Annotated in this window: 19 protein-coding genes; 7 read left to right on the top strand and 12 right to left on the bottom strand. The window is 64.4% G+C overall.

The genetic code is table 11. The features are described from left to right. Nucleotides 1-100 precede the first annotated feature (100 nt). The 10 genes from KRR38_RS08510 to KRR38_RS08465 form a co-directional block, all read right to left on the bottom strand. Nucleotides 101-1519: an Atxe2 family lasso peptide isopeptidase gene (locus KRR38_RS08510; RefSeq protein ID WP_217400535.1), complete on the bottom strand. Its 1419-nt coding sequence runs from the start codon at nucleotides 1517-1519 to the stop codon at nucleotides 101-103. Then, entirely contained in the window at nucleotides 1479-2087 is a 609-nt protein-coding gene (locus KRR38_RS08505; RefSeq protein WP_217400528.1) for a hypothetical protein, read from the bottom strand. The genes KRR38_RS08510 and KRR38_RS08505 overlap by 41 nt, the downstream gene beginning before the upstream one ends. Then, entirely contained in the window at nucleotides 2081-5011 is a 2931-nt protein-coding gene (locus tag KRR38_RS08500; RefSeq protein ID WP_217400526.1) for a TonB-dependent receptor, read from the bottom strand. Before KRR38_RS08500 ends, KRR38_RS08505 begins: the two co-directional genes overlap by 7 nt. Continuing rightward, a complete protein-coding gene (locus KRR38_RS08495) occupies nucleotides 4992-6143 on the bottom strand; it encodes a FecR domain-containing protein (protein ID WP_217400524.1) in 1152 nt (383 codons plus the stop codon). Before KRR38_RS08495 ends, KRR38_RS08500 begins: the two co-directional genes overlap by 20 nt. Continuing rightward, nucleotides 6140-6745: an RNA polymerase sigma factor gene (locus KRR38_RS08490; RefSeq protein ID WP_254514697.1), complete on the bottom strand. Its 606-nt coding sequence runs from the start codon at nucleotides 6743-6745 to the stop codon at nucleotides 6140-6142. Before KRR38_RS08490 ends, KRR38_RS08495 begins: the two co-directional genes overlap by 4 nt. Nucleotides 6746-7002: 257 nt before the next feature. Continuing rightward, complete coding sequence (locus KRR38_RS08485; protein WP_217400522.1) at nucleotides 7003-7989, bottom strand: GSU2403 family nucleotidyltransferase fold protein; 987 nt, start codon at nucleotides 7987-7989, stop codon at nucleotides 7003-7005. Nucleotides 7990-8256: 267 nt separating this feature from the next. Beyond that, nucleotides 8257-8661 (bottom strand): hypothetical protein, encoded by a 405-nt coding sequence (locus KRR38_RS08480; protein WP_217400520.1) that lies wholly within the window; start codon nucleotides 8659-8661, stop codon nucleotides 8257-8259. Between the two features lie 55 nt (nucleotides 8662-8716). Next, nucleotides 8717-9616, bottom strand: a complete 900-nt coding sequence (locus tag KRR38_RS08475; protein ID WP_254514696.1) for a phytanoyl-CoA dioxygenase family protein — start codon at nucleotides 9614-9616, stop codon at nucleotides 8717-8719. A gap of 11 nt (nucleotides 9617-9627) precedes the next feature. After that, nucleotides 9628-10254, bottom strand: coding sequence for an acyl-homoserine-lactone synthase (locus KRR38_RS08470; RefSeq protein ID WP_217400518.1), 627 nt, complete (start codon nucleotides 10252-10254; stop codon nucleotides 9628-9630). Between the two features lie 80 nt (nucleotides 10255-10334). Beyond that, nucleotides 10335-11102: an autoinducer binding domain-containing protein gene (locus KRR38_RS08465; RefSeq protein WP_217400516.1), complete on the bottom strand. Its 768-nt coding sequence runs from the start codon at nucleotides 11100-11102 to the stop codon at nucleotides 10335-10337. Nucleotides 11103-11573: 471 nt separating this feature from the next. On the opposite strand from KRR38_RS08465, the gene KRR38_RS08460 reads away from it, so the two are divergent. From KRR38_RS08460 to KRR38_RS08445, 4 genes are all read left to right on the top strand, one after another. After that, a complete protein-coding gene (locus tag KRR38_RS08460; RefSeq protein WP_217400508.1) occupies nucleotides 11574-11834 on the top strand; it encodes a hypothetical protein in 261 nt (86 codons plus the stop codon). Nucleotides 11835-12692: 858 nt separating this feature from the next. Next, nucleotides 12693-13676, top strand: a complete 984-nt coding sequence (locus KRR38_RS08455; protein WP_217400506.1) for an ArdC family protein — start codon at nucleotides 12693-12695, stop codon at nucleotides 13674-13676. Next, nucleotides 13673-14089, top strand: a complete 417-nt coding sequence (locus tag KRR38_RS08450; RefSeq protein WP_217400504.1) for a DUF2958 domain-containing protein — start codon at nucleotides 13673-13675, stop codon at nucleotides 14087-14089. Before KRR38_RS08455 ends, KRR38_RS08450 begins: the two co-directional genes overlap by 4 nt. Before the next feature lie 91 nt (nucleotides 14090-14180). Beyond that, a complete protein-coding gene (locus KRR38_RS08445; protein ID WP_217400502.1) occupies nucleotides 14181-15980 on the top strand; it encodes a ParB N-terminal domain-containing protein in 1800 nt (599 codons plus the stop codon). Nucleotides 15981-16075: 95 nt separating this feature from the next. Here KRR38_RS08445 and KRR38_RS08440 read toward each other — a convergent pair whose 3' ends face one another. Together KRR38_RS08440 and KRR38_RS08435 are read right to left on the bottom strand one after the other, a co-directional pair. Next, nucleotides 16076-16291 carry a hypothetical protein gene (locus KRR38_RS08440; RefSeq protein ID WP_217400500.1) on the bottom strand — a complete coding sequence of 72 codons (216 nt, stop codon included), beginning with the start codon at nucleotides 16289-16291 and terminating at the stop codon, nucleotides 16076-16078. A 565-nt stretch (nucleotides 16292-16856) separates the two neighbouring features. Continuing rightward, nucleotides 16857-17093, bottom strand: a complete 237-nt coding sequence (locus tag KRR38_RS08435; RefSeq protein WP_254514695.1) for a hypothetical protein — start codon at nucleotides 17091-17093, stop codon at nucleotides 16857-16859. Nucleotides 17094-17545: 452 nt separating this feature from the next. On the opposite strand from KRR38_RS08435, the gene KRR38_RS08430 reads away from it, so the two are divergent. The 3 genes from KRR38_RS08430 to mobF are packed head-to-tail and all read left to right on the top strand — an operon-like array spanning nucleotide 17546 to nucleotide 22856. After that, on the top strand, nucleotides 17546-17845 hold the full coding sequence (locus KRR38_RS08430) for a hypothetical protein (RefSeq protein WP_217400496.1): 300 nt from the start codon (nucleotides 17546-17548) through the stop codon (nucleotides 17843-17845). Beyond that, complete coding sequence (locus KRR38_RS08425; RefSeq protein WP_217400494.1) at nucleotides 17842-19908, top strand: type IV secretion system DNA-binding domain-containing protein; 2067 nt, start codon at nucleotides 17842-17844, stop codon at nucleotides 19906-19908. Before KRR38_RS08430 ends, KRR38_RS08425 begins: the two co-directional genes overlap by 4 nt. Then, a complete protein-coding gene (gene mobF / locus KRR38_RS08420) occupies nucleotides 19905-22856 on the top strand; it encodes a MobF family relaxase (RefSeq protein ID WP_217400492.1) in 2952 nt (983 codons plus the stop codon). Before KRR38_RS08425 ends, mobF begins: the two co-directional genes overlap by 4 nt. Nucleotides 22857-22886 lie beyond the last annotated feature (30 nt).

Genomic DNA, 22886 nt, shown 5'->3' with positions numbered 1-22886 from the left:
TTGGATGTTTCGTGTCTAATGACAATCGCAAGACCGTCAATGCAATCGACGCGTTAAGGCGGTCTGAATGACGGCACGAAATTTGCCGCGACGACGCGGTTCATTTGTTTGTCGGAACACGAAATCCTGCATCGGTCTTGGCGTTCGGCAGCAGCCAGCGCTTGAACCAGGCTAGATTGCGCTCATAGACCGCAAGCTTGTGTCGGGGTTGAAACTTCACGTGGGGCTCGTCAGGAAAGATGTAGACTTCGGTGGATTTCTGCGCCTCGGAGAGCTTTGCGATCAGCTCGAGATTGTAGCGATATTCCTGCTCGGGCAATTGCATGAGAACGGCCGCCTTGATGCGGTCCGTATTGAGCGCCGGCGATACTTCCTTCCACCGGTCCGGAGTCTCGGCGGGAGCGCCAAGACCCCACCATTCGCGAAGTTTTGCATGGGCATCGCGCCCCGGTGCGCCGTTGAACCAATAATAGGCTGGTTCGAACAGGACCGATGAAAGCGATATGGCCTTGAGCAGGTCCGAATGCATCGCGGTCCAGGCCGTTACCTCGCCGCCGAAGCTCAGACCGCCCATGCCGATCCGAGTCCGGTCGATTTCGCCGCGGCGCGCAAGCTGGTTGGCTATGCTCGTGATCCCTTCGAGGGCGAGCTTGTAGTCGGCGACGGCATCGGGCTTTCTGCCGAGGTCTTCCTGGGTCACTGCGTTGATACACAGCACGGCTATCCCGGCATCGGACAGGGCAGCGAGTGGCCATTCGTCGCCGGTCCCGCCGCGAAGATAGCCTCGGCACTGGTAGTAGGTGATGAAAAGGGGCGGAGGAGAAGTGACCGGCTGCGTCGGGGCCATGAATTGGCCGGTGAACCTCTGTCCGCCAGGTGTCTGCCATTCGATCGCTTTGGCCCTAATGCCCGGCAAGGTGGCATTGGGCGCGGCGACTGTGCGGCGTGATTTGGTCTTGAGATCGATCGCATCGATGCGCGGCGGCTTGTCCGGATCGGCTACGACGCATGCGACGAGAGTTGGCGCGATCGCGCAGGTCGAAGCGACGCTGCGCGAACTGCCGATCAGGCCAGGTCCTTGCGCGAGAAGGCTCGACCTGTTTTGCCGGACGTCCCAGCGGAAGAGCGACTGCGCCTTGAACGCGTCGGTGACAGTGACGAGCAGAGTCTGACTGTCCGCGAGCCAGGCAGCGCCGCGCGGGCGACCTTTGCGGCAAAGTTCGGGCGGGCAGGGACGGCTAGAACCCTCGGTGGACAACGTGACCGACAGGCCTGCCTTCGGCCCCGTCAATGTCAGCTCTGCGATGAGGCTCGCATCGCGGTTCGCTATGCGCTGCTTTTCTCCATAGGCTGCCGGTGCACCAGCGGCCCAGGCTGCGATTTCTGCGGGGAGCGCATCGCGGACCTCGGCTGAGCCGGCAGGGACAACGCGGTAGCGGGGCGGACTCTCCCCGAGCAGTCCCCGCCGGTCGAACCAGCTACCGGACAGGCGCTGCGTCGCGCGGCGCCCGTTGATCATTGCCCCCCCGGAAGATGGCCTGCCCCGGTTCGATCGTCCGGTCGAAGCGGATGCCATCGTCATACTCTCGCTCTTCCGTGTCGGCGACCGCTGCGCGGGTCGCACCGACGCGGTAGATGACCGTGCCGTCATCCCGCAGCTGGAAGGCAAGGACGTTCGCGTCGTCGTGGGTTACCTGCTCGGCTGCGCTGCCGTCTCTTGCGGCTCGCCAGACTTGCACCTCGCCGCCGAAGAGAGCGCGGTAGTAGATCCAGCGCGCGTCCTTCGACCAAAGCGGCGCCTCAGACGAGAAGAACTCCCCGTCGAAAATCGCTTCGCCGCCGTCTGCTACGCGCGCGGGGGTGCGACCCGAAAGGCGCGCGACGTGCCAGCTGGTGAGAACCCGGTTCACTTCGATCGAGGGATGCTCTTCGCGATAGGCGAGCCACTCGCCATCGGGAGAGATCGCGAGCCCCGATATGTCGGTTAGCTCGGTGATCTCCCTCACAGTAGGCCCAGCGAGTGCCGGGGCGGAGCCGAAAGCAAGGGCTGCGGCGATCGCGGCCCCGGCCTTACCGTGTTTCACCATCTTTTGGTGACCTGCAGCGAGATGACGCGGCCCAGCGGATCGGCGTTCTCAGGATCGTAGCCGATCGCCGTGTCGCCGTTGTAGTATTCGACATAGGGCGGATCGCGGTCGAACAGGTTGGTCGCGCCGAGCGAGATGGACAGGCCGCCCAAGGGGCCGCGCTTCTCCGTAAATTCATAGCTGAGCTGGAGATCGACCGTGGTCCAAGACGAGATCTTGGGCTCGCTCGCCAGCAACGTGTTGCGGTAGCCGCCGCTGTAGTTGACGAAGGCCGCGGCCCCGAAACCGCCGCGGTTCCAGCTCAGGCGCCCGCGCAGACGCAGGTCAAGAGGATTCCCCACCGAATTGACCACGTTCTGCGCGGCTGCAGAGGACGTGATCGCCTGGTCGATATGGAAGATATAGCTGCCGTCGACACCCGCCTGGGCTGAGCCGCTTCCCAGCTTGAAATCATAGCGCAGGTCGAAATCGAGCCCCGACTGCTTGACCGAGGACAGGTTCTGGCGCTGCGCATTGATGATTGCAGTGATGTCGGTCTCGGCGAGGCCGAAAGGGTTGGAGAATTCGGGTCGTCCGAACAGGTCGGCGATCTGCGCCGCCGTGGGCTGCTCATTGATGATGGGCGCATAGATGCTGCGCTTCTCGAGGAAGTTGAACGCGTCGGCGGTGACGTCGGTGATGCGGTCCTTGTAGCTTACGCTGTACCAGGTCAGGGTCAGGGCAAGGCCAGGAAGCGCCTTGGGCTCGAGATCGACGCTCGCCGTCCAGGTCGTTGCTCTCTCCGGCCCCATGTTGGGATCGTTGCCCAGAACGAGCAGGACATTGGAGAAGCCGGCCGCCCTGCTGCTGTCGGGCAATTGATAGGCGAGGTAGCCGTTATAGAGCGGACCTTGCGCTATCTCCGATGGTAGCGGCGCGCGGAAGCTCTTGCCGAAGGTCCCGCGAAGGCGAACACCTTCGAGCGGCTCCCAGGTGAGTCCGACGCGCGGGTTCGTAGTGGTCCCGAAGTCGCTGTAGCGCTCGATGCGCCCTGCCACCGACAGCGCAAGCCTGTGCAGGCCGGCTCGCTCGTTCTCCTCCGAGAAGATCGGGATGTAGAGTTCGCCGTAGCCGGCAAGGACGTTGCGACCGCCGGGAAAGTCGGTTCGCACCGAATTCACCGGGGTGAGCGATGCCGTATCGAGCGTCTCGGTCGAGGTCATCTTTTCCTCGCGGTACTCGGTGCCGAAGGCGAGCTTCACATCGCCGCCGGGCAGCGAGAACAGCGGACCGTCGGCCTTCGCCGTCGCAGACCAGTATTCATTGCGAGTCCGGTAAGCGTAGGAGCCCCGAACACTGTCGATCGTCGCCGGGTTCGTGTGCGATCCGTCGCCGAAGGGATTGAAGGCCGTCGCCCTGTTGGTATCGGCGAGCGCCAGGGCGAGACGAGCGCTGTTGCGGACATTGAGCGTCGTCTGGCTATCGCGCTCGGTCCCATAGACCCCGGAGAGGTCGGCCCGCCATCGGCCAAGCTCGAGGCGGGCGCCGGCCGTGCCGGTGAACGCCTTGACGGTTCCCACGCGCACCGGTTGTCCGAAGTCGTCGACGAAGCTGTAGCGCACGCTGATCGGCCGGCCCGTGCCAATGGGATCGACATAGAACGGGTTCGTCGTGGGCACCGTGATCGCCGTCTGCGAGTCCGCCTGGCTGTAGAGCCGGCGGAACTTACGGCTTGCGTAGAGCGCATTGCCGAACAGCGTGATGCTTGGGCTGACCTCCTGCTCGAGCGAGGCGTATGCGGAATGGCGCTGCTGCTTGGGCAGCAGATCGGCGCCCTCGCGGCTGTCGCGCCGGTTGGACTGCCCGGCGATCAGCGCCGATGGCGTGAGCGCGGTGCCGTCCTGCCCCGCAGGAATGGCGAAAAGCCGTCCTCCCGCCACGATCGTGCCCGGATTGGCATAGCCCGACCGGTAGTCGCCGCCGCCGAAAGGCCGCAGGTCCTCGCTCGCGAAGGCCCGTTTGCTCGTCAGCATGTTGCCGCGGCGATAATATTCGTAGGCGACGACGAAATGGCCGGTTGCCCAACCGCGCCCGAAGATCTGGCTCGCCTGCACTTCGCTGAAATCGCCGTCGGCAGTCCCGTAGCGCGCCCGGGTCTCCGCGCCTTCGAACTTGTTCCTGAGCGCGATGTTGACGACGCCGGCGACCGCGTCCGAGCCGTAAATCGCCGACGCGCCATCGGCGAGGACCTCGATGCTCTCGATCGCCGTCGTCGGAATCAACGAGATGTCGGTGAAGGAGCCATAGGCCCCGGCAGGCTGCCGATGGCTATTCACGAGCACCAGAGTCGAGCTCACTCCGAGCCCGCGCAGATTGACGCTCGCGCCGCCCCAGGTTCCGTTCGTGGCGCCGTTGAAATTGCTGATGCCGAAGGTCGTCTCGCTGACGCCGCCGCCGTAGTTCTGCGGCAATTTCTGGAGGACCTGCTGGACCGTCACATAGCCCGACTTGTCGAGATCGGCGCGGGTAATCTCTTTCGCGGTCGATCCCACGGGCGGGACCCCATGGATCTGCGACCCAGTGACCACGATCTCGTCATGCTCGGCCGAGGTGTCTACTTCGGCCGGCGAAACTCGCCCCCGGATAAGGATCAATCCTCTGCGGTCGAGGGCAACGAGGCCGGTCCCGCGCAAGAGGAGGTCGACAGCTTCCTTGAGCGTGTAGCTGCCATCGAGCCGCGGGCTGCGCTTTCCCGCGACGGCGTCGGCGGGAAAGATGATCTGGCCGCCCGATGCCTGGCCGAGCGCGCGGAGCGCAGCCCCGAGGTCCTGCTCTTCGAGATGAAATTCACGCCGCTGTTCCGGCGCCGCCGTTGCGGTTGATGCCGCCGCGATCGCGAGGCACGCCGCGCCGGCAAATAGTCCCTCAACTCCTACCTTTTTCATTGTCGCCCCCACCTTGTCTCATGCGCCGCAAATGGCGCGGGTGGGGCGTCAACGACGCGCGATCCTGGATTATGAGGGGGGCCTTGCAATTTTTTTGGGGCTCGGGCGGGCACTCACGCATCAGCGTGATCTCGCGTCCGTCCGCTAGCTCGGCAAGGCCGAGCACATCGGCAATATTGGCGGCCAGCGCCGCACTGTCGTCGATCCGGAACGCCCCGGAAATCCGCGTCTCCCCGATGTCGGCGGTCGCGGCGCGGAGAGGAATTGTCGCGTAGCGATTGGCGTCCTGGATCACGTCCGCAACCCGCACGCCGTCGAAATCCCTGAGCCCAGACGGCCAGTTGGCGTCGCTGGGTCTGCCCGAGCTGGACAAGGCGGGCGCCGCCGTTCCGCCGAAAGCAAGGGCCTGCCCGGGATCGAGCCGTCTCACCTGTCCGCCAAGGGCGGCACGGCCCGTCACGTCGACCAGCACGACACCCTTGAGGAGCCGGACATCCACCCGCCCTCCTGAGCCCAGGTTCACATCGAATACGGTGCCGACGGCTCTTACGGTTCCCCCGCCTGCGGTGACGAGGAATGGCCGCTTTTCATGCGCTACAAAGAAGCGCGCTCTTCCCTTGATCAAGGTGAGATCTCGGCTGCCGCCGCGAAGCGAGACGAGCAGCACACTATCGGTATCGAGCGTGGCGACCGATCCATCTGCAAGGCGGAACTGCCTGATCTCGCCGATCTGCGTCTCGAGCCGCTGTTCTGGAGCGCCCATCGCCGCAACCTGGGTAGCGGGCGCGAAAGCCTGGGTCTGCCGCATGACGGCCCAGACCATGGCTGCGGCAACGGCCGCGATCAGCAGCAGTGCCGAGGCCCAGGCCATCCGGGCGGCCTTGCCGTCGCCGGCCGGCGAAGCGGGCTGGCTTACCTGTTCATCCAGGCCCGTGCCTTTGAGCGCTTTTCCGAGGCTGAAGGTCTCGGCTATCCGGTTATAGGCCTCGCGGTGGATCGCATGGGCGTCGAGCCAGGCCTCGAATTCGCCGCGCCGCGCCTCCGCATCGGGGCCGCGCATGACGGCGAACCAGTCGGCCGCTTCGTCGCGCAGGCCACCGCGCGAGGCAGGCAGGTCCCAAGCCTCGGTCATCCCCGTTCCAGAGCGGCGTCGATATGCGCGAGCGCGCGCGCGACATGGTATTGCACCGTCGGTATCGAGATTTCGAGCTTCATGCCGATCTCGCGATAGGTCAGTTCCTCGACCCGGTGAAGGAGGAACACTTGCCGCGTCTTCTCGGGGAGTTGCGCCAGCGCCTGGCGGTAGAGGCGTAGCACATCCGCAGCCTCGATCGCATGGGCCTGATCGGCATCGACCGCAGGCTCGGTGCGCTCACCGATGGGAAGGTGAAAGGGAGCGAGCCTCGCCTCGAGGCGCTTCGACCGGTCGTAGAGCAGGTTGCGCGCGATGCGCTGCAGATAGGCTCCGGGGCGGGGCAGCGTATTTCGGGCCATGAAGCCGGCGAGCCTTGCGAAGGCTTCCTGAACGAGATCGGCGGCATCGTCGCTTTGCCGCAGGCGCGCGCGAAAGTATCGGGCAAGCCCGGGCGCTTCGGTCCTGTAGACTTCCTCGAGCATTGCCGCATTGTCGGCGGATCGAGGCTGTGCCCCGTCCGTCTCTGTGCGCGTCTCGGCGGGTGCTGCCGCTGCATCTTCCCGATCATGGAACCGGGGTTCGGCACTGAAAGGAGGCATGGCGCCGTGTGGCCCGTGGGCCGGCGTAGACGCGCTCCGGCGCGCGCCGGAGCGTCATTCGACTGGGATGTCGCCATGATCCGCGCCGTGGCGAGGTCCGGCCGACCGACCACCATGGTCGGACGTGTTGATGCCCGGCAGGATGATCCTACGGGCCCGTCACCGGATGTCCTGGGTCCGCATGCGAATCATACCGCGCTGCGCCAATGCTGCAAGAGTCCATCGCCAAGGGGTGACGCAAGGAGGCGGGGTCCCTCTTACAGGTTGCCCAGTTTCCACCGATCAAACAGCGGCGACAGTTCGCCCGGCAACGCAGCTTCGAATGCGTCATTGACCGGATAGAGCGGCATTGCCTGTTTGACCGCGTCGAGGAGCATGATTCCCTGCTTGCGGTCTTTTGGCCGTTTTAGCGCATTTCGCTTGGTCTGCTCGGCCATCCATAACTTCTGCAATGCAAACCATCTGGGATCGGGAGCCACGATGCGTGCAGGCTGGCCGTCACGGCATACGACGACGTGGTCGACCGAACGGCCATTGAGCAGCCACTCCTGTTCCGGAAGCGGAATCGGCATCGGACGATCCGTGCGGAAGATCGTGCCGATGCGGGAGGGCGCCGCGAGGATTTCGACCTCGTAGGCCTGGGCATTTCGTGCCTGGAAGCTGCGCTCGGTATTGATCGTGAAAGTTGAATCGACCGCCTTCAGCATCTCCCAGATAGGTTGGCTGCCTTCGTCGAGCTCGGTGCCTGTCCAGGCAAGGTCGCAATCCTGGGTTTCGTCGGGCAATTCGCGGATCAGTCCCGCGGCCTCGATATGATAGGCCGGCATCGTGTTGGTGCCGACCACGATCAGCTTGGTGCCGAGCAAGCCGCGGCGATCGGCTTCGCGCACGATTGCGCCGGCCGAGTTCGCCATGAGTGGGAGCCTCAGCGAACGGTAAAGCCGGCAGGTTTCATCGAGGCGCTCCTTGCTGGCATCGCGGCGCTCTTTCCACTGCGTTTTTTCGGTCTTGTAGGCTTCGAGGGTTGCCGCCCGCTCCCCCGACCAGGGGCCAAGGCTTCGGGCATTGTTGGCCCGGTCCTTGACCTCGTAGAGATAGCTATGGCCATTCACTTCCTTGCGAACGAGGTTGTAGGGCATCGCCGCGAGCGCGCGTTCGGCCTCCATCCACACCTCGTACTGCTGCTGGAGATTGATCAGGATCCGCGTCTGCTCTTCCGAGAAAGGCTGAACGAATGTGGCCATGGTATTATCCTGCGTTTGATGACTATGTCATATATGCAGGATAATGCTTTCATCAAGGCGAATCGATTTGCCGGGTTGTGACCGTTGTGCTGCCCAATATCCTGCAATCATGTATAATTTAGAAAATGCAGGATAATGAGCGATCCTGACCTACGAGACGGGCTGGGGCAGGGGCTGGTCAGGCCGCCGGATCCTCGATCTCCCGCGACGTCCAGCGCGAAAATCCCCCCCTATCATGGCGGCCAGAACGCTTTGCCGATCGAAGCGTTATTTCGACCTGGCCGCGAACTCGCGGGTTACCTCTTCGACAGCGTCCATGAAATGGTCGAGCACAGCCTGCATGTCCTGCGTCAGTACGACGTTCTGCCGCCGGTTGTCGCTGGTATCGGGCCTACGCGATACGGCGCCGAGCGCCTCGAGCCGGGCGGCCTGGCGGTGTGCCGTGGCAGGAGGTCCGGGGGTCGCCAGGCACGACTGGTAGACTTGCCGGTCGTCGAGCTGGGCTTCGTAGAGGTCGAGCAGGATCTCCTGGTAGGCGCCAGGTGACAGCGCCTTGCAGGCATCCGCCGAGAGCCTTGTCCCGAAGAGTGAGACCTGGAGCCGGTGGACGCGCAGCAGCCAGCGGCAGATGGCGAGCCGGCGCGGCCGAAGGGTTTCGGGGCTGGCCGGCATCAGGACCGGCCCCCGGCTATCGGCGCGGCAGCGGGCGCCGTCCCATCGCGTGTGCTCATGCCTCGCTGAGGCGTCCCTCGCGCCAGGCTCTGATCAGGTCTTCCTGATCGGGACGTAGACTGTCTACCGCCCCTTCATGCATCGCCGGCCGAAGCAATGCCGAGGGACAGCGGCCTTCATAGGTCCCAAGATTGGGCCGGTGCGCGCGGTAGCCGGCGAGCGCCGCGAGTTCGGGCGAGAACCCTTTCGCGACCTCGGGCGGATAGGCGAGCCAAGGCAGCTCATAGGGTTTGAGCCAGCCGAGGCTGTAGCTGATGATCATGCCGCGCCGCGAGACACTCGTCCTGTTTGCGCCGCCGGCATGGAGCGTCGAGCCGAGAAAGACGAGCGCGTCGCCGGGATACATTTCGGCAGCAATGGCCTCGTCCGCGCCGATCAGCATCTCCTCCTGGCGCCGGTGACTTCCCGGCCAGACCAGCGTCGCGCCATTGTCTGCGGTGTAGGGCGTGAATGGCCACATCACGTTGATCAGATATTCGGCGCCGGGCGTGTGGATCGGCCACATGTCCTGGTCGCGGTGCGGCGCCTGGGCCTCGCTGCCCGGCTCGATCTCGATGGCCTGCGTCAGGTTGAGTTGCACGCGGTCGCAGTACGGGCCCAGGATCTGGTCGACGAGCTCCATGATGACTGGCTTCAGCACGAAGTCCGCGGTCAGCGGCGAGCGGGCGAGCAGACCATGAAACCGCCTCGTGCGACTTCCGTAGAATAAGCCCTGCGACCGCGGCGTCGAGGCAAAGGAGCCATCGAGGTCCCGCGCAAGCGCGTTCACCTGGCTGATACGCATGAGCTCGCGCTCGATGCAGTATCCGTTGGTCATAAGTTCGGCCGCGAGAAGCTCGGAATGGCTGAAAGTCGAAGCATCCATCTGGAGGCCCTTCATCTGGAGATCGTTCATCCCGCGAGGCCTCAGCAATGGGCGAGCCTGGCATCGTCCAGGAGGACGAAGCGCGATGGGACCCAAGTGCCGGCCTCTGCCAGAAGCCCCCGGGTGTCGGTGGTAATGTCGATGCGCAGCGCGCCCGTGTTGGTCCGGTCGAGCTTGCGCGGCAGGCCGAGCGGCGTGCAGTTCCATCCCATCGAGAGGATCTGCGACAGCCAGCCGGAATCGGCGATGCAGGTGTAGCTGCGGATACGGCTATGCCGCGCGTATTCGACGACTGCGGTGATCAGCGCGTTGCGAACCTGGCGCCGCTCGGTGGCGGAAAGGTCCGGCGATGGGCATGCGCGCGTCAGCTCCCAGATGTCCGGGCCTGTCGGGACCTCGCCGTCGCAGAGCTCGGGAAAGACATCGCCCAGGATATGCGGCTCGCTGGTCGGGATCAGCCGGATCGACCCGCGATGCGTGCCTCGCTCATTGGTGGCGATACAATAGACCGTGCGCGGCCCGTCGAACTGATCGACCTCGAACTCGCCGCCCACGACCGGCACGTTCCAGCCGCGCAGGTCGACGAAGACCCGTTTGCGGTCGCGGAACATCGCGTCGAACAATGGGTCGCTGCCTGGCGCCCTTGCGCCTTCGATGATCTGGATCACGGATGCACTCTCCTGGTGAAGTCAGGAGGTGCATCCGTGAAATCATGGCCTTAGGCGTATCCGCTACCTAGGGGATTGCCTCACCAGCGAAACCAGTTCGGTCCCAGTACGTCCGGGAACGTGAGGTTGCCGTCGTAAAGCGCGCGCAGGATCAGGTAAGGGCGCTGCGCGTTGCCGTAGGCCCGGCGCACGGCCTCGACATGATCGTGCGCGGTGCCCCGCGATATCCGCATGACCTCGGCGATCTCCGGGTCGGTCTTGCCGCGCGCGAGGAGGATCAGGCTCTCGCGCTGCCGCCCGGTGATGTGCGGCGCTTCCTCCGGCTCCTTCCCGTCGGCGAGCCGCATCAGATCCCGCGCGCACTCGAAAGCGAAAGTCGAGATCATCTGTGCAACCGGGAATGTGAATGGATGGAGGCCCTCGAAGCTGCGGCTCGCGAAAGTGCAGGTCCCGTTGTATTCGCCGGGTTGATGCACAGGAACCGTGAAGCCTTCGACCAGGCCATAGGCTCTGCCGCGATCGAGAATCTCACGGTGCGGATCGGTCATCTTGAGTACTGTCGGAATCTCGTCCCATAGAAACGGTCGGACGATCCGTGCGCTGGCCGCGTGGACCGGGTCGTCGAAGAAGAAGCGCTTCTCGATCGCCTGGTCGACCCAGTCCTGCGCATAGTTCGTCAGCCGGACCGCACCCTCGGGTGGCCGTGTCAGATCGACGTGGTGGCCAAGCGCAAATTGTTCGAAACCCAGCCGCTGCGTCAGTTCGATCAAGATGGCTTCGAGGTCGGCCAACTTTCCCGCGCCGCGCATGTCGGCGATGAATGTATTGAGATCAAAAGTATTGAGCATGTGAGCACCCCCATTTCGCTGCTGAACACGTTTTCCTCCCCGGGGGACGATCCGTTGCTCAACCTGCGAACTTGCTCACACGCAATCAGCCAGAGGGCAGTCTCGCCTCGGCTGCCTCTTTCAAGCTGACTGCGAGCAGGGCTGTTGTCCCCTGCAAATTCATCTGTCTTGCGAGATTGGCGACCCCTGTCATGAAAGTATCACAGATTGCCTGGCCGTCTCGCTGATTAGCTTCCACTTTGGAGGCTTGAATAGACCTGCAGTGACATGGCTCCGGACATGCGGCTTTCTTGGCCTTACAGGACGCAGGATCATCGCCCTAGCGTCGCTATCCTTTGCTGAAAACGGAGAATGCCGGTCGAGGTCGCAACCGCCATGGGAAACAATTCCGGTTCGCCGGGGGTCACCTCGCGCGGGAAACATTGACCGCCGCCGGGGTTGAGTCGTCATGACAAGTAAAAAGGCGTTGCCATGACCAAGGCCCAAACACTCCTCCAAGCCGGTAAGCAGCTCGCTGCGGTTGCCGCTGGCCGCGCCTTCAAGGGCGAGCCGCTCAAGCCCGATGCCGAGAACATTCTGCATGATCCCGGCGCGCAGAAGCTGGACAGGAAGGACACGCCAGAGCCGCGCCCCGCCGAAAAGGAGGGGCGGCAGGATCCTGGCAATCCCAATGCAGTGGATCATGACGATCAGGCTCCCGGCCAGGAAAGGGCTAAAGGATCGCCGCCATGAGCATGATCGCGATGATGGCCAGCGGTGCCCTGCTGGGCTGGTTTGTCCGCGACTGGGCAGACCAGCGCGACTTTGGCGATTTGTGGTAGCCAAGGCTTTTTCGGGGCCCGGGATATTTCGGCCGCTCCGGCCGTTTGTGTGGTGAGCGCCGCTTCTCCCCCCGCACGCGGCGCCTCCAGAAGAAACGGCACGTCACCCTTCATCCCCGCTTCGGCGGGGATGTTCTTATCGGCGTATCACGGCATAGGCCCGCGCGAGGCCGATCATCGTCGGGAGCCCGGCAAGGTGGCGCCAGGCCTTCTCCGCCGCGAGGAACTTGGCGCACCGATCGGCCTGTTCCAGATAGAATAGCCTTTGGCTCCATCTCTTCCGAACGCGCTGGAACATCCCAGGATTGCACGCGCCGCAGGCCAGATTGCCGAATGACCAATTTACCCCTTCCGGGAGGCGGAAGGGGTGAGGCTCGGCGCCTCGCGCTGGCGCGCGACCAGGCTCTACTGCGCTAGGCTCGCGTGCCGCTCGCCAAGCTCCGCCGGACCGCTGACGCGTTCCGGCCTTCGGTGACGATCCTATGGCGCGGGGCCGGAGCATTCGCTCCGGCACAGGGACGCGCCGGCGTCGAGGCGCCGGCGCGGCGTATTCGTGGCCGTTCCCCGGCAAGCGGCGGGTGAGCGGCGCTCCCTTCTGGCCGCGCGCCGGCATCCCGCAAGCCGGCTGATCGCCGGCTCCTCCACTGACGTTCCGGTCCTCGCGGATGCGGGCCGCCTCCGTGCGCGCGGCCGGCAGGTCGCAGTCGCCGCCCACCCTCCGCTTTCCGGGGGGAGCCATGGGGCTTTGGAGCGGCGTCAGGAGGAACCGATGCGTGCGTCCCGAAACGTTCAGTCCAGCCGCCAACCTCGCGATGGGGAAGGCCCGAGCGGGGATGAACCCCGCGCCAATCTCTACGACGAAGTGACCAGCCGCATCCTTGCGCAATTGAAGGAAGGTCGCCTGCCGTGGGTCCAGCCTTGGGGGCTGAGCGGCGCCACCTGTGCCGCGCTCCCGCGCAACGCCTGCTCGCTTCGGCCCTATTCGGGGATCAATATCCTGATCCTGTGGGCCGCTGTCGTCGATGGCGGCTATCCAACGCAGGACTGGCTGACCTTCCGCCAAGCCCGCGACGTCGGCGGCTGCGTCCGCAAGGGCGAGAAGGGGACTTGCGTAGTCTATGCCGACCGCTTCACCCCCGAGGCGGAAAAGGCTCGCGCGGCCCAGACCGGTGGCGACCCCAAGTCGGTGCCCTTCCTCAAGCGCTTCACCCTGTTCAATGCGGCGCAGTGTGATGACCTGCCCGACCGTGTGGGCATCCAGCCCGCACCGTTGCCCGAGTGCGAGATCGTGCCCGTCGCCGAGGAAGTCATCGCCGCCTCGGGCATCGACTTCCGCATTGGGGGAGACAAGGCCTTCTACGCACCCGCTGCCGACTTCGTGCAGGTGCCGCCCCAGCCGTTGTTCCATGCGCCGATCAACTTCTACCGCACAGCGCTCCACGAGCTGACCCACGCGACGGGCCATGCCACGCGGCTTGGCAGGGACCTTTCCAATCCTTTCGGTTCGGAAGGCTATGCCCGCGAAGAACTCGTCGCCGAAATGGGGAGCGCCTTCATCTGTGCCGCGCTCGGGATCGTGCCGACGGTCAGGCATGCCGACTACATCGGCGCTTGGTTCGAAGTCCTGAGCGAGGACAATCGCGCGATCTTCCGTGCGGCGAGCCAAGCCAGCAAGGCCGCCGACTGGCTGCTCGCCCGCCATGAAGGCCGTGCGCCGCGCGAAGCTTTCCAGTCCGGGGAGATGGCGGCATGAACCTTCTGACGCCTCAGATCGCAGCCACGCTCCGCACCAACCATGATGCCCACAGGGACGCGCAGGACGAGGGGAGGGCCGAGCCCGACCCCGTTCCTGTGCTCAAGCTGTTCAACCCGGTGGGCGCGGCGACATGGATCGCGACCGAGCTTGCCGAGGACGGCGACACGTTGTTCGGCCTTGCCGACCTTGGCTTTGGCTGTCCTGAACTGGGCTATTTCTCCTTGCGCGAAATCGCCGAAGTCCGGCTCCCCTTCGGCCTTTCCATCGAACGCGACTTCCATTTCGCGAGCGACAAGCCGCTGTCGGCATGGGCCGACATGGCGAGGGCCAAGGGCGCGATCTTCCTCGCCGAATTCGAATTCCGCCGTGACGCGGCGTCCAAGCTTCCGCGCCCCAACCGGCGCGGATGACGCGGGCGGCCGTTTGCCGCTCAACCGAAAGCCGGTCCGTCAAAAGGGATCAAACAAAAGGCGGACCGGCACCCCAGTAGGAGTGTTACCCATGAGACTCGAATTCATCGATCAGGCCAAGCTGTTTATCGACAAGACCAATATGCGTTACGGCAAGCGCGCGCCGGACGTGTCTGACATCATCGCTACGGTGCGCAAGCGCGGCGTCATCCAGCCGCTGATCGTCAAGCCAGCGAACGAGCTCGGCCTGTCGGGTATCGTTGCCGGCGCCCGGCGCTGGACCGCGCACTGCCTCGCCGCCGCAGAAGGGTTCGACCATGGGCCGCTCGCCTGCGCAATCCTTGAGGACGGCGACGATGCCGACGCCATCGAGGCCTCGTTGATCGAAAACATAGCGCGGCTCGACCCCGACGAAGTGAACCAGTGGGAAACCTTCACCCGCCTCGTCAAGGAAGGCCGCGACCCCGGCGACATCGCCCAGACCTTCGGCCTGCCCGACCTTGCGGTGAAGCGCATCCTCGCGCTCGGTAACCTGATGCCGCGCGTGCGCAGCCTCTTTCAGGCTGGCAAGATCGACCGCGCGACCGTTCGCCATCTGACTCTCGCCAGCAAAAGCCAGCAGCGCGCATGGCTGGCCCTGCTCGACGACGAAAAAGCCTATTGTCCCACGGGTCACAACTTGAAGGCATGGCTTTTCGGCGGCCAGTCGATCCCGGTAAAACATGCCCTTTTCGGTTGCGAAGGGGTTCCAGGCATCGTCACCGACCTGTTCGGCGAGGAGGCCTATTTCTCCGATGCCGATGCCTTCTGGGTGCTCCAGCACACAGAAATCGAGGCGAAGCGCGTGGCCTTCCTTGAAGCGGGCTGGCCCGATGTGGTCATCGTGCCGGCAGGCGAGCACTTCCAGATTTGGGAGTATGAGAAGGCGGCCAAGCGCAAGGGTGGGCGCGTCTACATCGATGTGCGCGGCAATGGCGAGGTCATCGTCCACGAAGGCTATGTGACGCGCAAGGAAGCCCGCCGCATCGAGAAGGGAGAAACAATCGAGCCGGACGCCAAGGCAACCCGCCCCGAAGTCACCAGCACGCTAGGCACCTATATCGACCTCCATCGCCACGCCGCAGCACGCGCCGAAATGATCAACCATCCGGGCCTCGCCTTGCGCTTGATGGTCGCCCATGCCGTGGTCGGTTCGCCGCTCTGGACCGTTCGCCCTGAGCCGCAGTCCGCCAAGACCGATGCCGTGCGCGAGAGTATCGAGCTTGCAGCGGGCGAGACGCTCTTTGATCACGCCCGGCTCAAGGTGCTGCGCCTGCTTGGACGATCCAAAGACGAGCCGATGGTCGCGGGTGGCAACAGCGATCCCCGTGAACTGGCGCGAACCTTCCTGCGCCTGGTCGCGCTTTGCGACGAAGACGTCATGGCGGTGATTGCCGTCGTCATGGGCGAAACGCTGATGGCGGGCAGCGCTGCAGTCGATGCCGTGGGCAGCGAGATGGCACTGGACATGACCCGATACTGGCTAGCCGACGATGCCTTCTTCGATCTGCTGCGCGATCGCGAGGTGCTGGCAGGGATGGTCGGCGAGGTCGCTGGCACTCTCGTCGCCGAGGCCAATGTCAAGGAGAAGGGCAAGACGCTCAAGGCCATCGTCAGAGCGCACCTCCATGGGGAAGGCGGGCGCGCCAAGGTCGAGGGCTGGGTGCCGCGCTGGATGGCTTTCCCGCCAAGGCCCTATACGAATCGCGGCGGCGTCGGAAGCGTGGCGGCCCATGCCTTGGTCGAAGCGGCGCGCGGACTTGAGGGCGATCCAGCTCCCGAAACGCCGGGTGCGGCGCTTGCCCCTGCCGAGCCCGAAGACGAGGGCGAAGCCGTTCCGATTGCGGCCTGAATGCGGGAACGGGCGGCTTGTCGCCGCCCGTTCTTGGCCTGTCCGCGCTGCGCCGTCTGGGCCAAGCCTCGGGCGGCGCTCGCTTTGTGACGGCGCTATTTCAACTTGCGAATGACCGCGCGGTGTTCTCCGCAAAGGCCGCAGGTTCCCCGCTCGCGCGAAAAGTCGCGGGTCGCGGCAAGCTCGCCAACCGCAGGGCGGACGTCCTCGGGCCGCGCCATGTCGATCCGCTCCGCGAGGCAGTCGTCGCAGACGGGCGCGGGCGCCAGTCGCTCAATCCATCGTCTTACGGTTTCGAGAATCGCTGTCATCCTTGCCCCATGCCTCGGGCCTATAGGCGCGCGTCCGTACGCATCCAAGCAGTTGACGCGACCAGGCCTGGCTAGCTTCGGCGAGCCGTTCCGGACCCCCTATCCGCGTCCGCCTGACTCGCCGCAATCTCACGGGCTGCAAGGAGCAGGATAAGGGGATCTGCCCTGGTCCGTCCAGCATCCGGCGCTGCGCGACCCGCCTCAAGGACGACAGGGCCCCACCGTTTTTCGGGGGCGTTCGGCTCGCGTCTTGCACCCGCAACCTCGGCGCTTCGCCCCCGAAAAACCGTGACCCCCATCGCCGCTGGCGCGGCCGCTTCGCGGTCCTTGACCCGGGCCGCGCAGCGCCGGGCGCGCCTCCCGCCAACGCGGCGATCAGGAGGTCAACATGTCCATCGAACAGCAGATCGAAGAACTTCACCGGGAACTTGCAGGCTGCGACGATCCAGCTGAGCGGGTCCAGATCGCGGCAGAGCTGGCACAGGCGAGAGCGTCGCGCGAGTGAGCGACGGGGCGCTTGGGCGAGGCTCGAACGGCATCGACCAAGCGCCTCCGCAGCGCTAAGCTATGGCGCGCCCGGCAGAGACGGGAGGGCTTTCACTGCGGACACGGACGCAATCCCGCCAGCGCGAATTGCGTTGGCCACGAGTTCCCGGAACTCTCGTTCCGAGAGCGTCTCGACGGCAAGTTCCGAGGCTATAGCTGCATAACCGGCGCGCAGCGAACGGCGCACGGTTTCGGCTTCGTCGGTAAGTCTGCGTTGGTCGGCCTCGATCTTCGCCAGCCGTTCGCGGTCGGTCATCCTGGGCATGTGAACTCCTCGAAAAAGGAGGTCTGCCCGCCACCCGCCAATATCGCCGAACGGGAGCGGGCCCGCAAGGGTGATTACAAGAGCAGTGAGGCTGGAAAAGTGTTCCGCCCCTTCCGGTTCGTGAACACGCAGCGCACAGAGGCGCTGCGAAGGAGGGACGCACGCCGAAGGCGTTTGTAATGCACCGTACGCACGGGTGCTGCGCGGCCGGAAGGCCGCCATTCCAGTGACTTGCCGCGTCACAGATTGACCGACGCATTGTCACTAGGTGTCTGACGCGTCTGACCACTCGTTTCGTCTTCGGACCTAAGTGATTGGATTACCTCGTCACAAAGCGTCCGACGCTGTCAGCCGATGTAAATTACTGGAAAAGCGGCATGAATTGGCTATATTGAGATCGCTTCAAGACTTCTGCCGTCGGGGCTCCATGCAAGGAGCCTCCCGTGCCCAGGCTTACGATACGTCTCGACGACGAGCTTTATGATCGTCTGATCGACCGTTCCCGTTCAACCGGAACGACCCCTTCCGCCTATTTGCGGGATATCCTCGTACGCTTCGAGGGTTCCGATCCGCTCGGCTATCACGCCCGTTTTGACGAGCTCCAGGGGACCACGCTCCAGACCCTCGCGATGCTCGCTACCTGGATGGCGGTAGATGCGCCCAAAGCCCTCGAAAAGGGGATGGCCGATGCACGGGCCATGCTGCTCGAACGGGGCCTCCTCGGAGAAGGGGGCGAGCGATGAGCATCTTCCGCAACGATACGCTCGGCTCTTGGACCAGGGGCGGGCAAGCGATCGTCCACAACGTGCGCATGACCACGCAGGTCTTCTTCCAGACGGTAAGCGCCGGGCTCATTCTCTGGGTCATCGGCATCGTGTGGTATGCGCTTGAGAAGTCCTCGGACTACGAGCGCTTCGTGCTAGCGAAGCTCGCCGAGGCGGCGATAAAAGCCAAGGCCGCGCCCGGCACCAACGATCCCGTCCTTTTCAAAACTCCCGGCGGCCAGGAGTACTGGACCTCGGCTGATTGGCTGCTCGCCTCGGGCATCGCCAAGAAGACGCTCCATACGTTCGAGGCGGCCCTGCTGCAGGGGGCTCTGATCTCGGGCATCTTCGCTCTCGCGGCGCTCATCTATGCCTGGTTCTACTTCACCAGGACGGGCCGCGGTCTCGGCTCGAACGAATACCTGCGCGGCGCCAGGTTTGGCACAATTCGGCAGGTGAAGCGGGCGCTCTCGCGGTATCAGAAGGGGAGCTTCTCGATCGGCGGCGTGCCCGTTCCGAGTGCCTTCGAGACCGAGCATGTGCTTCTCGTTGGCGCACCTGGGACGGGGAAGACGAACCTCATCGTCAAGATGCTTGCCGGCATCCGGGAATCCGGCAAACGGGCGATCGTCTATGACGCGGCCGGGACCTTCGTGGAGAAGTTCTACCGGCCTGAGATCGACACGATCCTCAATCCCCTCGACCAGCGCACCGCTACCTGGTCGCCCTGGGTCGATGTCCCGCGCGAGTACCATTACGATCAGATCGCGGAGTCGACGATCCCGGACAAGTCAGGCGATCCCTTCTGGGCCAAGGCTGCCCGCGGAACCCTTGTTGCGGTCCTGCGCAAGCTCGCCCAGCAGAAGCACACCTTCGTCTCGCTCCTGCTAGATCGCCTCCTGCGTTCCAAGCTGAAGGACCTCGCCGCCTTTGCAGCCGGCACCGACGCGGCCGCCTTCATTAGTACGGAGGGCGAGCGCACTTCGGCTGGCATCCAGGCCGAGCTTGCCTCGGTGATGCGCAGCTTCTCCTACCTCGACGACACCGAGGATGGTTTTTCAATCCGCGAATGGGTCGAGAAGGGAAGAGAGGACAGCTGGCTCTTCATCACCGTGAAGGCCGATCAACTCCCATCGCTGCGTCCCCTCATCACCGTGTGGATCGACATCGCCATCTCCGCGATCATGAGCCTCGCGCCGGATCAGGACCGCCGGCTCTACTGCGTGATCGACGAGCTCCCGACGCTCCAAAAGCTGCCGTCGCTCTCAGACTTCCTCGCCCGCGCCAGGAAGTACGGCGGCTGTGGAATCCTCGGGTTCCAGAGCTATCCGCAGCTCGAGGCGACTTACGGCATTCAGGATGCCGCCGCGATCACCGGGTACTGCTCGACCTGGGTGGCGCTCCGAGCCAACGACTCACCCACCGCGAAGCATGTCAGCGAGAACCTGGGACAGGTAGAGCAGGTCGAGGCCAACGAGGGCATGTCTTACGGCGTCAACGACATGCGCGACGGCGTGAACCTCAGCCGGCTGCAGGTAACCCGACCTCTCGTAATGCACACTGAGGTCACGAACTTGCCCAACCTGACCGGCTTCCTGCGCTTCGGCCGCAACCTGCCGGTTGTCCGATTTGAGGATCGTTACAACACTCTCCCGACCATCTCCGCAGCCTTCGCCGAGCGCACCGATCCGCCCTTTCGCCACGCCATGGCGGGCGAGCTGGTCCGGATCGCGCACGCTGAAGCGAAGCTTCGGGATCGGCTTGAGCAGGAGCCCGCCCCGGAACGCCCGGCCCAGCCAGCGCCGTCCCCAAGAGTCGCCCGCCGTGTCCCTAAATCCACGTCAGACCAAGCGGATCTGTTCGCGGAGCCAGCGCCGGACGATCTCCAGACTGAGGCGATTCTCGATGCGGCCGAGGGTGAACTGCCAATCGATACCCGGCGCGCATGGGAGCATCTATCAGCCCGCCAAAGCCGAATTACCTCGAGCCTAGTGCAGCATGGCCGCGCTGACGGTGGCCGCGAAACGGCGAAGCCAGCGTGATCCATCCTCGGCGCCTCAAGGGCACGGCCGCGAACATTGCCCGCTACTATTCTGTGGGCGACTACTACTCTAAGGGCGCCGACGAGCACTCTGAGTGGGGTGGGGCGATCGCGAGCGACTTGGGGCTCGAGGGCAAGGTCGATCCCGCCATGCTCAAGGAGCTGCTGGCTGGCCGGGTGGCGGGTCAGCAACTCGGTCGGCACCAGGCGAACGGTGAGATCGAGCACCATCCCGGATGGGACTTCGCGGTCAATGCGCCCAAGAGCGTCTCGATCATGGCGCTGGTCGCCGGCGACGAGCGGATCATCGCGGCGCACGAGCGCGCGGTAGGGACCGCACTCGGCTACTTGGAGGAACACGCCACCCTCCGACGTCGGATCGACGGCGAGATCGTTCATGAGACCACCGGGCGTTTGATTTTTGCGCGTTTCACTGAACATGCGAGCCGCGAACTCGACCCGCATCTCCACACCCATGCAGTAGTCATGAACATGACGAACCACGAGCCAGGTGAGCAGATGGCGAGCCTGGAGACGAGGGCGATGTATGCCGAGCAGATGACCGCAGGCCAGGTCTATCGGAACGAGCTGGCCTATCACCTGCGCTCGCTTGGATATTCGGTCGGCCACGACCCGCGCTCGGGCCTCTTCGAAATACGCGCGGTGCCTGCGGAGCTCATCGCCGCGTTTTCCCATCGCGCCGAGGAGATTGATGCGCACGCAATCGAACACGGCCTGACCGGCCAGGCTGCGCGCCGAAAGTCGTTCTACGAGACCCGCCCACCCAAGGCGAAGCTGGGACTCGATGCGCTCCGCGAGCAATGGACGCAGCGAGCTGGTCGACACGCGGATGGCTTGGAACGAATGGTCGAAGAGGCCGAGCTAGCCGCATCTCCGGACTTCCAGACAGAACGGAATGCGGCTGGCCGTGCTACGCTCTTCGGCGTTCGTCAGGCCGAGACAGGCGAAGCGATCAACAACCTCGGAAAGATGATCAGGCTGGGTCTCGCCAGCCATGTCGGCGATGTTCGCCTCGGCGACATTCGTCCGATGCTCAGTGAACACGAGGAACGGGGCAAGCTGCTCGCGACTCGGTTCGAGAGCGGCGACCAGGTTCACACGCGCGGTCGCACGTCGAGAAAGACGGCGCGGCTTGAGCAGTCCCTCGCCATGCACCTCGCACTCGCCCTTGATGACGGCCGCCCACTCGCATCTGCGGACCGGCTCGGTCCGGTGCTCGAGACCGCGGGCCTAACGCCCGCTCAGGAGAAGGCGCTCGTCGATGCGGCCCTTTCTCGAGATAGAGTGACGGCAATTCATGGCGTTGCAGGTTCGGGGAAGTCGACGCTGATCCGCGCGCTGAATGTCGCGGCCGGGAAAGGGGCGACATTGGTTGCAGTCGCGCCCACTTCGTCGGCAGCGGCGAATCTTGGTTACACCGCAAGGATCGAATCCCGCACCGTTGCCAGTCTCATCGCCAGCGGCGGCCACGGTGTTACAGCCTCTCACGTCATCGTGCTCGACGAAGCGGGCCAGCTCGGGAGCAGGCAGGCTCTGCGGTTACTTCAGATCAGCCGCGATACCGGTGCGCGCCTCCTGCTCCTGGGAGACAACAAGCAGACGGGCGCGATCGAGCAGGGAAAGCCATTCTGGCTCTTGCAGCGAATGGGAATGCCCACGGCTGAGCTTACCGAGTCGGTTCGCCAGCAGACTAAGGCGATGCAGGCGAGCGTCGCTGCTGCGCGGTCTGGCGACTATGCCGCTTCGTTGGCAAGCCTCGACAAGGTGGCAAGCGGCGAGGGTGCCGACATGCTCGCCAAGATGCTGGTCTCCGAGTGGACGCGGTTGAAGCCCGAGACTCGGACGGGCACGAACATCCTCGTCCTCGACAATGCCACTCGATTGGTCGTGAACGGCCAAATTCGCGAAGTCCTACGACGGGAAGGCGTGATCGCTGCCGAAGACACGCGCCTCGGCGTGCTTACACCCACCGGAATGTCGGCCGAGGAGAAGCATCATGCGAGGTTCTACTCTCGCGGTCAGGTGGTGACGTTCGGCCGTGACCTTGCCGGGCTCGGCGTGGCGAGGGGCGCTGAGTACCGCGTGCTCGGGTTTGGACGGAACGGCAGCAGCCGCCAGATCGTCCAACTGGTCGACGAGCATGGTCGGATCATAGGATGGGATCCCCGGCTCGGCAGCGCGCGTCAGGTCAATGTCTTCAACCGTGAGGAGCGAAGCCTCGCCGCCGGCGACCGGATTCAGTGGCGGCTGGTCAGCAAGGATCTTGCGCTCAAGAATGCCGAGCGTGGGACGGTAGAGAGCCTATCAGGGGCGGTCGCGACCATTCGATGGGATCGCGGCGATCGCCGCCAGAACATCGATCTTGGCGAGCACAAGACCTGGGACCACGGTTACAGCGAGACGATTTTCTCCTCGCAGTCGAAGACATACGACCGCGCCTATGTGCTCGCGCCGGTGAACTCGGGCCTCGTCAACGGGCAGAACTACTACACGGCCATCACGCGCGCGCGCTTTGGCGTGAAGCTGTGGACCGAAGACGAGAAGCGGCTTGCCGAGAAGTTATCGGCGAGATCGGGCGAAAAGACATCCGCTCTTGAGGGACTCGGGAGGCTCGGAAGGGACCGCGCTGATGCACTTTCGGACCGCCATTCTGCGGAGATCGAAGCCCGCCGCGCCGAGCAAATCCAGCTTCGCGAAGATCGGCGCATCTACGATCTCGATCGTTCGCGTGGTCGTCCGGGCCAACGCGGTGCTGCGTCTCGCGTTGCTGCAAATGCGCGGGACTTCGCCGAGGTCGTGGGCTCCTTTTTAGATTCTGCTGGTCCGAGAAAGCCGCGGCGTCGTCGCGCACGAAGAGAGACGCGCCACGGAGCCTGCCCCCGAACTGCCAGATACCCGAGGTCCCAGCCGCTAGCGGAGATCGCATGATGGATCGCCTTCGAACTGCTCTTCTCGTAA

It is taken from the genome of Novosphingobium sp. G106 (assembly GCF_019075875.1).
In the GTDB taxonomy this organism is placed as follows: Bacteria; Pseudomonadota; Alphaproteobacteria; order Sphingomonadales; family Sphingomonadaceae; genus Novosphingobium.
The sequence above is the reverse complement of the archived record's forward strand: the minus strand, read 5'-3'. Positions and strand labels throughout refer to the sequence as shown.